At 60.9% G+C, this 14172-nt stretch carries 5 protein-coding genes; all 5 read right to left on the bottom strand.

Annotated elements, in window-relative coordinates; translation table 11 throughout:
- Window positions 1–137: 137 nt before the first annotated feature.
- The 5 genes from OEG82_RS23565 to OEG82_RS23585 all read right to left on the bottom strand — a co-directional run bounded on the left by OEG82_RS23565 (window position 138) and on the right by OEG82_RS23585 (window position 13944).
- On the bottom strand, window positions 138–2408 hold the full coding sequence (locus tag OEG82_RS23565; protein WP_324288997.1) for a cadherin-like domain-containing protein: 2271 nt from the start codon (window positions 2406–2408) through the stop codon (window positions 138–140).
- Window positions 2399–3145 carry a hypothetical protein gene (locus OEG82_RS23570; RefSeq protein WP_267615062.1) on the bottom strand — a complete coding sequence of 249 codons (747 nt, stop codon included), beginning with the start codon at window positions 3143–3145 and terminating at the stop codon, window positions 2399–2401. The genes OEG82_RS23565 and OEG82_RS23570 overlap by 10 nt, the downstream gene beginning before the upstream one ends.
- A complete protein-coding gene (locus OEG82_RS23575) occupies window positions 3142–4920 on the bottom strand; it encodes a type I secretion system permease/ATPase (protein ID WP_267615063.1) in 1779 nt (592 codons plus the stop codon). Before OEG82_RS23575 ends, OEG82_RS23570 begins: the two co-directional genes overlap by 4 nt.
- A gap of 71 nt (window positions 4921–4991) precedes the next feature.
- Window positions 4992–8765 (bottom strand): peroxidase family protein, encoded by a 3774-nt coding sequence (locus tag OEG82_RS23580; RefSeq protein ID WP_267615064.1) that lies wholly within the window; start codon window positions 8763–8765, stop codon window positions 4992–4994.
- Window positions 8737–13944 (bottom strand): peroxidase family protein, encoded by a 5208-nt coding sequence (locus tag OEG82_RS23585; RefSeq protein WP_267615065.1) that lies wholly within the window; start codon window positions 13942–13944, stop codon window positions 8737–8739. The genes OEG82_RS23580 and OEG82_RS23585 overlap by 29 nt, the downstream gene beginning before the upstream one ends.
- Between the last annotated feature and the right edge of the window lie 228 nt (window positions 13945–14172).

Consider the following 14172-nt stretch of genomic DNA (forward strand, 5'->3'; position numbering starts at 1 on the left):
GGCGCCAGAGATCTTGGCGGTTGCTGCCCAACCGCCAACTCCGGCAAGGAGGAAGAAACTCAACGTGAAGCCCGCTAAAACGTGCGGCCCGATCCGCAGCGGATTAATCGATTTTTCCGTGGTCATGCCCCTGCCCCTTATGCTGTCTCGATCATGACGATCAAGTGTCGGCCGTCGAGAGTGATGCTCGTCTCGTAGAAGCCGTCGCGATTGAAGTCTGCCTCGATTACGGTCTGTTCATAAGCGTCGAATTTTTCGTGCTTATAGCGAATGGCGACGTCATCATCGTCGATCCGGTCATTGTAAAGACCTTCAAACTCGTCTTCCAATTCGTCGAACACCTTCTCGAACAGGTCGTATTTTTTCATACGGACTTTATCCCCGACGCGAAAATCAAGGATCTCGAATGAGACCTGAGTGTTTGGCACTGTCGGTCCGCATTGAAATTCAAAGGTGTCATCGCCGGCCCCGCCGAAAAGCGCCACCCCAAAATCCCCACCCATTGTGAAATGGTCATTTCCTGAACCGCCAACGAATGTCTCGAAACCCGCAAACGTGTCTTCGCCGATTTCTGAGCTGTTGGCAGTCTGCTCGACCAGGTTGATATCGAGGCCCAGGAGAGCGCTCGAATAGTCGAGCGTATCAGATCCCTCACCACCATCGTAGTGATCGTCATCTCCGTCGGCGGCTGCAATCACCAGGTCATTGCCGTCCCCCGCATGGACGATATCCGCTCCCGACCCGTCGCGAATGGTGTCGTCACCTGTCCCTCCATCGAGATGGTCTTCGCCAGCCCGACCGTTTATGTCGTCATCGCCGGCTCCACCTGAAAGGGTGTTTCCGCCGGCATCGCCAGTGAGAACGTCATCTCCTGAACCGCCCGTGACAGACTCAATCGAGACAGCCGTGTCCTCCCCGATCTCTCCGCCGCGCGCATAGCCTTGAAACAGATCGACCTCAACGCCTGCAGTCGTCGCCGAAAGGTCCAGAAGGTCCGATCCCTCGCCGCCATCATGCGTGTCGCTCGCCTGGTCGAGCGCCGCGACGATCCGGTCGTTGCCGGCGCCGCCCTCGTGGCGGTCGCTGCCCTCTCCATCGATCAAGGTATCGTTGCCGTCTCCACCATTGACGATGTCGTTGCCCGCCCCACCTGAAAGGGTGTTTCCAGCGGCATCGCCAGTGAGAACGTCATCTCCCGAACCGCCTGTGACAGACTCAATCGAGACAGCCATGTCCTCCCCGATCTCGGCACCGTGTGCAAAGCCTTGAAACAGATCAACCTCAACGCCTGCAGTCGTCGCCGAAAGGTCCAGAAGGTCCGATCCCTCGCCGCCATCATGCGTGTCGCTCGCCTGGTCGAGCGCCGCGATGATCCGGTCGTTGCCGGCGCCGCCCTCGTGGCGGTCGCTGCCGTCCCCGTCAATCAAGGTATCGTTGCCCGCCCCACCTGAAAGGGTGTTTCCACCGGCATCGCCCGTGAGAACGTCATCTCCCGAACCGCCTGTGACAGACTCAATGGAGATAACGGTGTCCTCCCCGATCTCTCCGCCGCGCGCATAGCCTTGAAACAGATTGACTTCAACGCCTGCAGCCGTCGCCGAAAGGTCCAGAAGGTCCCATCCCTCGCCGCCATCATGGGTGTCGCTCGCCCGGTCGAGCGCTACGATGATCCGGTCGTTGCCGGCGCCGCCCTCGTGGCGGTCGCTGCCCTCTCCATCGATCAAGGTATCGTTGCCCGCCCCGCCATTGACGATGTCGTTGCCCGATCCTCCGTCAAGTATATCGTCTCCGGCGTCGCCAGCAATTATATCGTCGCCTTCCCCGCCGAAGATGATGTCATCTCCGCTGCCGCCAGAAACGAAGTCGTCGCCATCATCCCCGAAAAGGATATCGTCACCCGCTTCGCCGTAAATCCGATCATTGCCAGCGCCCCCCGAAACACGGTCATTGCCAGCGCCAGCCATAACGATGTCATTGCCATTTCCGGCGAAGATCGTGTCATCGCCGTCGCCCGCGATCACATGATCGTTTCCGTCACCCCCGTGAATGACATCGTCGCCGCCGCGTGCGTCGATATTGTCGTCGCCGTCGCGCCCGTCAATATCATCAGCGCACTGTGTTCCGAGTAGCGCGTCGTCACCCTGGGTACCAACGATCGTGCTGCGAACCACGGAGAAATGCGCGGTCTGCCGCACCATCAATTCACCGTCGAATATCCAGTAGGTCAGGGTTACCGGCCCGAGCATCTGAGGCTCGGCAAGATAGGTCCAGTCCCCACCGGTCCGCGTCAGCGTTCCCGATGACGTCGTCATGCCTATGACCGCCAATGGGTCCCCATCCGGATCGGCCGCCCCGTGAAGGAGCGAGTTGAGTCCTATCAGCATGGCCATGCAGCCGGTCACATCCATGAGGTAAACCGGCCCGCGCACCGTCGGTGCCCGATTTGTCGAACGACTGTCTGAATCGTCATTATCCTGGCCGTCACCGGTTCCGTCATTGCCATTTCCGTTACCGCCGTCGCCACTGTTATCCTGATCGCCGCCTGGCGCTGCGCCAGTTGGGGCGGGAGCATGAAACTCAATCTCGGGCCAGACAGCCTCCTCTTGCGGCCACCAGGGGCCTCCGCTGGGGGCCGGTTGCGGTGATGCGACCTGGCTCCCTCCGAAAGACGCCGGCGCCGGATCGAATGAGAGCAGACCATTGTCGTTGGCCGCCCGCCGAAGCGGCGCGACAAATTCCCCTGGACGGGGCCGAGAAAGAAATCTCTGCCAAACAGAGTGCTCTCGCCCAGGTCGATCAAGCTGGCCCTGGGGGAACGGGAGATTTCCACCTCGGCCACTGCGTTGTCTACACTTTCAACGCTGTTGGTTTGGACCGGATCCACCTCTTCGGCAGCCAGAAGCAGAGACTCGGCGTCAGACTCCGAGCCCTCACCTTCTGCATCTTCGGACGGTCGCTTCGCCTCTTCTTCCTCGACAAGCGGTTTGCCTGTCACGAATGCCCGGAGGTAGATCAGGAAGGCCAGAAGCGCGACACCGATGGCGTAAGGCGTGTTGGTGCGGTGGTCCATGCTTTTGAAGATGAACCGCTGGCCCGGATCTTCCGCCTTGTTGTTTTCCTTGGTTGCTTTTGCCTGGATAATCATGCCGACACCCGCGCCGTCATTTTCGGCCGCCCTTTTGCTTCCTGCGGAACATTGTCGTCGGCTGCAACGCGCGGCATCTGCGGCGCCGGATTCCCGAGAATGTCCTCCTTTCGACCGAACGCAGCAAGCTTGCCGTTCTGGATCACGGCCACCATATCAACTGCGGCAAGCGCACTCGGCCGGTGGGCCACGACCACGACAATTCCACCGCGTTCCCGAACCGAGGTAATGGCCGCTGTCAGTGCCGCCTCGCCCTCGCCGTCTAGATTGGAGTTCGGCTCGTCGAGAATCACGATGAACGGATCCTTGTACAGAGCACGTGCCAGGCCCAGACGCTGGCGCTGACCGCCCGAAAGCGACAGGCCAAGAGGGCCAAGCTCGGTGCGATAGCCATCAGGCAGTGACACGATCAACTGGTGAACGCCGGCAGCCCGTGCGGCCAGCACAATCGCTCGGGCATCGGGTTGCGCCTCGAGACGGGACACGTTCTCCTCGATGGTCCCGTCGAGAAGGGCAACCTCCTGAGGCAGGTAACCGATAAAGGCCCCCAGGCGTTGATCGGTCCACTGGGTCAGTTCGGCGTCATCCAGACGCACACTGCCGCGCAAGGTGGGCCAGATCCCGGTCAATGCACGAACCAGGGTCGTCTTGCCGCCGCCGCTTGGACCGATGACGCCGACGGCCTGGCCGGCCTTCAGTTCGAAGCTGACGTCGGAGAGCAATATTCTCCCGGTACCCGGGGCAGCGACGGTGACATTCTGCACTTTCAGCGATTGGGTCGGAGCAGGCAGCTCCATTGGTGGCTGCACCTGCGCCAGCGTGACGACCGTCTCCTTGAGGCGCTCATAGGCGGAACGGGCGGAAACCACGTTCTTCCAGTTGCCAATGGCAAGGTCGATCGGAGCGAGTGCACGCGCAGAGGCGACCGAAGCCGCAATGATCGCGCCGGCCGAAAGTTCCCCCTTGATTGTCAGAAACGCGCCGAGCCCAAGCACCGCGGATTGCAACAACATGCGAAGGACGCGTGAAAGGGCGCCAAACGTGCCGCTGATGTCGTTGGTCCGCGTCTGAAGGTCCAGATGTTCTTCGTTTGCACGACGGAACCGCTCGACTGCGCGATCGACAAAACCCATTGCCTTGAGGATATCGGCATTGCGGGTGTTGGAATCGGCGATGGCGTTGCGCGAAACCACGGCGGAATGGGTGGCGCCGGTCAGTCGCCGCGTCATCAATTCGGTGACGATCGTAATAATCGTCAGCACGACGGCGCCACCGAGCGTCAGAGCTCCAAGAAGCGGATGCAGGATGAAGACGAAGCCCAGGAAAAGCGGCATCCATGGCAGGTCGAACAGCGCCATCGGCCCCTGGCTGCCGAGAAAGTTTCGCACGTTATCGACGTCACGACCCCGTTCCAGCGATTCCGCCGTAGAGAACCCGAATCTCGGCATGTCGATGGCGACCTGGTGTGCGAGCGGTGCTACCCGGCGGTCGAGCCGGGCGCCGACGCGCACCAGGATCTGCGAACGCAGGATGTCGAAGAGACCCTGAAAAGCATAGAGGCCGATCGCCAGGGCCGAGATTAACACCAGGGTTGGGACACTGCCGCTGGTAAGCGCCCGGTCATAAACCTGCAACATGTAGAAGGCGCCGGTCAGCGCCAGGATGTTGATAAGCCCGGAAATCCCGAACAGAAAAATGCAGATCGAGCGGAAACCACGGGTCAGTTGCTCCGCGCTTTTTTGTTTGGCAGCCTTGGCCGGATCTTTCGAACGCATGACACCTTACCTAACCTGAATGGAAGAAGATGGGACCCGGCCGATCCGGGTCCCGCGGTTCGCTGATCTGACTAGAGATTGAAGTCGCTCGTCACGAGGTCGTGAGACCCCTTGATGCTGATCTTGAAGTCGGCTTGCGCGTCTCCGATCGTGTTGCCCTGGACCACGGTATAATCCTCGCCATCGCGGCTCTCATAGGTGACCAGGAGTTCACCCAAAGATCCGGAGAATGCACCGGAAACCAGCGAGAAGCTTTGATTGCCCGCCGTGGTTCCGTTGGCATCGATGCCACCGAGATCCAGCCGGTCCCCGGGCTGGAAGCCCAGGATCGTGTCGCCGTTGGCATCTGCGGCGGACAGGAACCGGAAGGTGTCGTTCCCGGTGCCTCCATCCATGACGTTGACCGCACTGCTGGCCGTGATGGTGTCGTTGCCCGAGCCGGTGACGATGTTCTCCACACCCCAGATCGTGTCGTTGCCCGACATCGAGCTCGAAACCGAGCCGCGCCCCATGAAGCCGGTTCCCAGATCGGCGGTGATATTGGCGGAGATGGCCGACATGTCGAGCGTGTCGATGCCGTTTCCGCCATCCATTGCGTCACCATAGTAGGTGTCGTTGCCGTCATTGGCTTCCGCCACGATCAGGTCATCGCCGCCTTCACCGAAGACGGTGTCGTTGCCGGCGCCGCCCGTGATGAAGTCGTTGCCGGCACCGCCGAAGATCCGGTCGTTTCCGCCATCGCCATAGAGCATGTCGGCGCCTTTGCCGCCCAGGACATTGTCATCGCCGCCTCCGGCGAAGACGATATCCCTGCCGCCGAGAGCCATGATGGTCTCGCCGTCGCCGGTACCCGTCATCACGTCAACGAGTTCGGTTCCAACAATACCCGATGTGCCAGGGGCTGGCTGTCCGGTGCCCACATCATCATCGTCATCGGTATCGGAAGTGTCCTCATCATCATCGTCGGAGTCATCCATGTCCTCGTCATTGTCAGCATCGTCATCCGAATCGTCATCGGAATCTTCATCCGTGTCGTCATCGACCCCGACATTGTCGTCGTCATCGTCGTCATCATCATCGTCGGTCGGCTCGCTCCCCGTGTCCGGCGCAAGGGCATCCGGCATGAAGACGTTCTCCGGCAGGTCTGTGAGACCCGTGTTGCGGGCAATCAACTTGGCGAAGGATATCTCCACGTTCTCGAAGAGCGAGTCGTCGAAGACTTCCAGGTAGTAATGGCTGTCGCCGTGCTGCAGCCGGTCAAGCTGCTCGAGGAAGATGTAACCGAAGGTGGAACCGAGCTGTCCATGCATCGGCTTCTCGGCAAGACCGCCGATCCACAGATCCATGGTCTCGAAGCCATCCGGATAGGCCGCCATCAACTTGGCCATCGTCTGCGCGTCGATGTTGTTGCGGGCCTGGAAGTCTGCCCAGCCGGTATAGGGACGCAGGCTTTCCTTGCCGGTGCTGGCAAAGAGCTCCGCGCGTATCTGGTTGAACGGTGCCACGCCCATGTCCCTGCCGCGGAAGATGTTGAGGGCAGCAAGATCAAGCGGCCGGCCAACGAGCTGATTGCGCAAGGCGTTGACCATGTCGACGTCGATCGCCTGGTGCCGCTCGCCGATAGCGCCGGCCAGCAGGCCGTCGATACCGAGATTGGTAAGCTGACCGGGCTGCAGGAAGGCCTGGACCAGCGAAAGCTGCTGGGTGTTGCCGTCCGCATCGACGTAGCTGACGTGCTCGTTCAGCATCGAGTGGCCGAAGCGGTAGGCCGCCTGGGCAAACTCGATCGAGATCGAGGCGTCGACCGAAGGATCATAGCCCTCGAAACCGTGCTCGTCGTCCGGCCCGTCATCATCGTCGCCAAGGCCGCCGGCCATGGCTTCCGCGAATTCGGTGAAGACGACGCGCTGGTACTCGACGATGTTGAGCTCGCGGGCCGCGTTGAAATATTCGGCCTCGGTCCAGCTGCCGCCGGTCCTCTCCCTGAGCGTATCAACCCAGAAGTTGTGGTTGCGAGCCCAAATCGTGTGGATCGTGGTCAGCATCACATTCTCATTCACGCGCCCGTCGCCGGCAACGAAGTAGTGACCGATGGCGTCGAGGTCGAGCTGCGGCTCGCTCTCGTCGGGAAGCGTGACAAAGGCCGGGATGAAGTCGATCAGCAACGGGTGCCCGGTACCGTCATAGTCGGAGATGTCGGCGGAAGTCAGTTCCTGCCCGCCTGTCATGATCCGGTAGTTTTCACGGACGTGATCAAGCGTCGGCAGCAAGCCGCGGCCGCTTGAGTCAAGGTCACCTTCGAGCAGGTAAGCGGTCTGCACCGCGCTTCCGTCCGAGCCCTCGACCCACTTGCGCAACAGGTCGGTGACCGCGTCGTGTGATCCGTAGGTCTGGTTCTGATCGGCGAAGGGCGAGACTTCATTGCGGTATTCCGCCGGCGTTTCGTCACCGTTGTTGGCAATGCCGTCCGGATCGACACCGGTGCCGTCGACGTAGTTCGAGCGGCCGGCACTGATCGGGAACGTCGCCGAACCGATTGGCATCGAGCCCGGAGTGCCCTTGGCCACGAAGTCGAGGCCATGGTCGAAGTACTGACCGAAGAACGTCAGCAGCGCCGAGCCGCCGAACTGGTTCGGAATGTCCTCTTCCACCCCGTCGCCGTCATTGTCCTGATTGGAGACGAGATCGGAAATTTCGCGCGGGGTGAGCGCCGTCTGGCGCACCCCATTGGCGCCGTCAGTGTAGTCGGCGCCGGTGAGGCGGATGAAGTTCTCGTACGCGGCACCCCATCCCGGATTGGCTTCGTTGTTGCCGTAGCCCGAGGAAGCGCGCGGGGTGTCGTTGACGAGTTCGCGCAGTTCCGCGAGGTCCTCGCCCGAAAGAACAAGTGTTCCGGAGTCGAAGGTTTCGTCGTCATCGAGTTCAGCCGATCCAGGCACGATGGCCGGGGCGCCGCCTGCCGGCGTGGCGAAGCTGACCGAGTCATCACCAAAGGTGATGGTAGTCATCCCGTTCTCGATGTTTGTCAGAAAATCCGTCGTTCCTTCCGGCAGCACAATCACGTCCTGCGGGCGCAATCCGCCGAGTATGGTGTCATTTCCACCATTCGAGCGGAAGACAATGCGGTGCTCAGACAACAGACCCGAGATATCGACGGTATCGTCACCGGAGCCGCCATTGATTGTAATGGTGCTGGTCGAAAGGCTGGTGCCGGCGAAAGTACCGTTGGTGGTGAAGCTATCGCCGCCGCCGTGACCGTCGATCACGATTTCCTCGATATTGTTGAGTTCGGTGATGACCGATGCATTGTCGGTGCCGTTGCGCGTGATAACGATCTCGGTGTTCGCATTGATCTGGCTGGCCAGGTTTCCAGCAATCGAAAGCCACGCTGTGCGGGAATGTACAGTATACTGCTCGGCAGTTCCGTCGCCCGCAATATGGACCGTATCCGTCGTCCCCACAATGTTTCCAGCAGCGGTGTCGCCGTTTATGACGTCGCGTCCGTCGCCGACGCGCCAGAGGATGGTGTCACTCCCGGCATTGCCGTTGAGCGTATCGTTGCCGGCGCCTCCCACAAGAATGTCGTTGCCGGTGCCGCCGTTGGCAGTATCGGAGCCAGCCCATCCAAGGACGATCTGCGACCCGCCTGCGCCATTGGCACCGTTAAGGTTGATATTGCCGGCCCCATTTCCTTGAATGATCGAGAAATTGGCCCCGGCGAAACGAAGCGTCTCGACACTGCTAAGCGTGTCAACGCCTTCGGCTCCGGTGAGATCGGTTACGACGATGTTTGCACCGGACTGGGCGAAGTTGAAGTTACCGACCCCGCCGGCAAAAACTGCCACGTCCGTGCCTCCGCCGCCGTTGAGCGAGATCGTTGCCCACGCCGCCGTTCAACACGTCATTGCCACCATCGCCTGACAGGATGTCGTCGCCGGCGTTGCCGTTAAGAGTGTCATTGCCGCCGAAAATAATGAATGGGCTGACGCCATCAGCTATGTCGTCGCCTGCAGTCCCGTCAAAAGTGTTGTTGAATAACGGAACGCCATCCCAGTTCGCTCCGGTCGGACCGGTGGGAGCGGAGAACAGTGTTTCGACAGTTCCGCCACCGTCTGTGAAGATGACCGCCACCCTGAGCTGAAGGCCAAGTTGAGCCCCTGCCGCAGTCAAGGCTAAATCCTGCGGCGTGAAGGACGGATCCGTTGCACCGGCAATATTTGTCCAATCTGTGCCGTTGGCAGACTGCTGCCACTGGTAAGAGAACGCGCCAAGCCCGTCAGGATCAAGGATCGAGGCAAGATTGGTGACGGAGAGAAGTTGCCCCTCCGTGGGGGTCAAGTCGCTGACACCAGGGGCGCCGGTCGCAGGTGCGTTGACATTTACTTCAACGTCCGAGAACCGAAGCCGCTCGATGTTCGTCAACCGGTCGATGCCGTCCGAAATGCGGTTCTGGCCGCGTTCATCGACCACGCCAGCCGTCTGGGTCACATGGTTGACCGTGACGCTGCCGTCAGGGTTGTTCGTGATCTCGTAATTGGCCATCACGTCCCAGAACACGGCGGTGTCAATGCTGCCATCGTCGCTGCCGACGATTTCACGCACGATCGAGAGTTCGCCCGGATTGAGACCGCGGGCGAGCATGATCTTGTCGAGCGTCCTGCCGCCGAATTGCGCGACCGCATTCGGTGCCACCTCGCCATTTGCATAATCGCTCTCGAGATAGACCTGATGGGTCATGCCGTCGGCCGTATAGACATCTCCGTCATGTTCGATACGGATGCGCACGTTGAGCCAGCGGTCACCGTCGATGACGTCGTTGCCGCCCCTGCCCTCGATCGTGTCGTTGCCGCCGCCGCCAAGCAACATATTGCCGCTATCAAAGGCGATCTGGGCTTCGAGGTCGCCGGCGCCGGGAGCTGCGATCATGTTGCCGAGGAAGTCGCGCATGCCTTCGATGCGGTCGACGCCGGCTTGGGTCAGTTCATGCTTGACCATCGTGTTCTCGGCCCCGGCAAGCGCCGGGTTGCCTTCGGCGTTGTCGGCACCGATGCGGTCGTCGCCGCGAAGCGTGTCGTCGTGCTTCCAGCCCGAGAGCGCCTCGACGGCGTCAAACCGGTCGCGCAGAATATCCTCCTGGTCCGTGGTGAAAATCGGAACCTTGAGATCGTCATTGGCACCCAGATTGTGGAATTTGTGGATGGCCCAGTCGAAGCCCCACATGCCCTCGTTGCGCATCACGCTCTCGCCCTGGACCATGATGTCGTCGCCGGATTCCGCGTCGAAATCATGTTCATTGGCGCCTGCGAACATGACGTCGTGGCCAAGGATTGTGGAGTTGAAGAACAGCTCCGAGTTGTCGCCAGCGGTTGTGTCGAAGCCGTTTCCGGCCTCGATCCAGTCGTCCCCCTCGTTGCCGAGCAGGAAGTCGCCGCCCTCGCCCCCGAGGATAAAGTCATTGCCGGTGCCGCCGAAGGCCTCCTTGCCGTCGGGACCGGTAATGATGAAGTCCTGGCCCTCGTTGCCGAAGATCAACGCCAGGCCGGCCCCCCCGTGGATGACGTCATTGCCGCCTTCCCCGTGCAGCATGTCGGCTTCGCCGATGTCTGTGCCGTTGTTGGTGATGATGTCGTCGCCGTCGCCGCCATGGATCTTGTCCACGCCGTAGCCGGCTTCGATCGTGTCGTCGCCAGCGCCGCCCCACACAGAGTCGTCACCGCCGCCCGACACGATGTGATCGTTGCCGCTCGTGCCCTGGATCAGGACGTGATCGTTGGTGTTGACGCGGATATATTCGGCAATGCCATCATTGTTGGCATCAACGCGCTCGATCATTGGTGAAAGCGCCTGCAGGAACGCATCCTCCTGCATCGGATCCGCATGGCCGAACTTCACCTGCTCGTTGTGGTCGACGTAGAGAACGTGGTCCGGCACCGAGAAGATGTCGCCTGGAACCGCATAGCCACGCTCGCCAAGATCGGTGTTGTTGAGCACCATCTTCGCCAGCGAGTTGTTTTCCAGTTCATTGAGCAGGTTCATGCCCTGGACGCGCGACAGGTAGTAGAAACGGTCGCCGTTCTGCAGGTTCTCGAGCTGGAGTTCGAAGACGAAGGAGAAGGTAGAGCCCAGCATGCCGCCGAACGCCATTTTCTTCTCGGCCAGGCCGCCGACCCAGAGGTCGATGAGCTCGACTCCACCGAGTTCGCCCCCGGCCCATGCGCCGGTGGCATTGAGGAACTCGACACGGTCGGTGGGCGCGCCTTCGCCGCCGAAGACGATCTTCATGGCAGCCGCGCGCTTGCCTTCAATCGTGGTTTCAGCCTCGATCGTGGCATGCGTGCCGTAGGCGGCGATGAAGTTCACGATCGACGCCGGGTTCTTCATGTTGAGCGCGAAGTCGGTCCAGCTGGTGTAGGCCGCGAGCTGCGTATCGCCATTGGCGATGTCCTGGAATTGCCGGCGCGCTTCATTCAGCGGCGGAATGCCGGTATCGCGACCGCGGGCGAGGTTGATCGCGGCAAGGTCGAGCGGGATGCCGAGCAACTGATTGCGCAACACATTGGTGACGAATTCATCGATCTCGTTGCCGACCTGATTGGTCATGCCGCGGATGATTGCCCCAGCCGCCTCGTCGTGGTTGACGGTGACAGTGCCGCTCCCGTCGACTTCGCCGAAGGCAAGCGGATTGAGGAAGGCCTCGAACAGGTCGAGGTCGTCGCGCGTGCCGTCATGATTAATGCGATCAACGGTTTCGGTGAGCATCGAGTGGCCGAAACGGTACACAACATGGGCGAATTCAGAGAAAATCGCCGGATTGATGTCGCTCGACGGGTTGAACACGAAAGCGTCGACGTCAGGCTGTACCTTGCGGGCAAACTCTTCAAAGACCAGGTGCTGGTATTCCATTTCCGTAACGAAGCGACCGGACTGGAACAGGCGCTCACCGTCCCAGATCAAGGCGGCAATCTCCGCCTCCGTGGTCGGGAAGCTTGCGACATCGACAGCCAGCCACTCGTTCAGGAATGCCAGGTCGCCGGTCTCGAGCGCGAGTTCCTTGACCTGGTCAACAACTCGGTTGTGCTCGGAATGGAAGATGTGATGGACAGCGCTGAGTCCGATGTTCTCGTTGCCGCGGCCGTCGCCGGTGACGTAATGGGCGTCGAGAAGCTCGTCGTCATATTGAGTCTGCTGGCCACGCGAATTGAACAGGCCGGTCTGGCCGCCGTCGGCATTGGCGTAGCCTACGTCGTCGTCGGAATCAGCCTGCGCCACCCCGTTGACAACGACGGGCACGGCCGCGTGGGCGATGTCGTCGAGGAAGGCATGGCCGGTGCGCACTGCATTCAACGTGCTGATCGGGGCGTTGGGATCGCCTTCGAGGAAGACGTCAGCGTCCGCGCCGGTGCCGCCGAACATGTTGTCGGCGCCGAGCGAGACGACCAGCTGCGGAAATCCGTTCGCGCCGCGTACAAATTCACCGTAGTCGTCGACGACGAAAAGCGGAATGTTGGTGACGTCCGCGTCGGTGAGTTCGATGCCGAGCATCGTCCGCGCCTGGGTCTTCACCTCGGCCCAGGTAGCCAGGCCGCCGCGCGCGCCTTCCAGGAGATGGCCGGTGGAGACCGGCTGGTCGTTGACCATCACATATTCGCGCATGAACAACTGCTTGGAGGCCGTGGAGCCGTAGGTCTGGTTCTGGTCGACCCAGGGCGTCGTCAGGTTCGGCGCATCGGTGCTGGTGCGGCTGAGCACCATGAAATTGGAATTCGGCGTGTCCGGATTGTAAAGAGGATCGTCAGCGGCCAGCGGAATGTACACCGTGCCGTTGCCGGACTTGGCCACGAGGTCGAGTCCGTGGTCGAAGAACTGGCCGAACAGGGTGAACCAGGAATTGTACGGCGCCGAAAGGCCTTCGTCCGGCGCCAGGTTCGGAATGACGACGGACTCGCCCTGCATTTCGATCGAGTGGGTTTCAAGAAGCGTGTCAAGCGTGGTCTGTGCGGTGGCCAGGTTCGTTTCGGCAATCTGCGCCTCGGCGAGCGTCGCCTGCGCTTCGGCAAGCGCGGCAGAAGTCGCGACTGCGTCACCGGCAGCAATAACAGCGGCCACGGCGGAATCCGAGGCGGTCTGCTGGAGTGCCTCTGACGCGTTCACGGCTTCCTGATAGTCGAATTCGGCGGCGTCATAAGCAGCCAATGCGGCAGCGATTTCCGCAACCTGATCACCATTCGGCGTCGCGTCGGTCAGAAGGGTAAAATATGTCGTCGCCGCCGTATTGCGTGCGGTTTCGGCGCTGGCGGCAGCGGTCACGCTGGCGTCGTAGGCGGCCTGATCGGCTGCGGCCTGTGCGGCGGCTGCGGCCGCGGCGGACTGGGCAGCCGCATCGGCCGCGGCTGCGTCATCCACGATCGCCTGCAGGGCCGCAATCGGACCCGGATCAACATTGGCGGCGGCTTCTTCTGCCGCGTCGAAGGCCATTTTGGCTGCGACGATCGCATTGAGCGCGTCGTTGAGTTCGGCGCCGGAATAACCTGAATAGACCAGGGCCGCGTAAATCGCAGCCGGGTTGGACAGTGTCTGGTCGACGATCAGATTGGAGATGGTCCGCGGATCGGCATCGACGACGGTTCCGCCGCCAAGCCCCATCGACGCGGGTGAAGGCTGCCCCATTTCGCCGTAATTGCCGTCGGTGAACACGACCTCGCCGGGCGAACCTGCACCGAAGGTGATGGAATCGTCGCTTTCATTGCGCCAGACCGGCGTGGTCAGGCGCAGGAACTCTTCATCGGCCGCTCCCCACTGTTCGCGATCGGCAACCAGGTTGTTGTAGCTGCCGTCGACAGTGCGCAGCCCGTAGGGTGCAAGTGGATCACTGATGGCGAGAACGGCGCCCGGCGTGCCCGCGGGAACGACATTGCCCTCCGCATTGACGTAAATCTCGGTTAACTCTGTGCCGGCGGAATGTGCTTCCGCAATCTTGATCTGCTTTAGAATGAATTCCAGGTCGTGTTTGACAAGATTTACCATGACTCTCCCCTTCGCGCAGAGCGCGTCTAACCGTCGCGGCTTTTGGCCACTTGTGGATTTTCTGATCTTTTCGGTTGAACAAAGCCCCCCAGGGAGATGCCCTGCTTCCCCATTTTTTAGGTCAATAGTATCCGATTAGATTTCGGGGTGTACTCCACTTGGTCGGATGAATTTATGGCTAATGGGCTCATTCGATACCAGACCTTTGACTAGGTATCTCACTAGAGG

This window comes from Hoeflea ulvae, assembly GCF_026619435.1.
Taxonomy (GTDB): Bacteria; Pseudomonadota; Alphaproteobacteria; order Rhizobiales; family Rhizobiaceae; genus Hoeflea; species Hoeflea ulvae.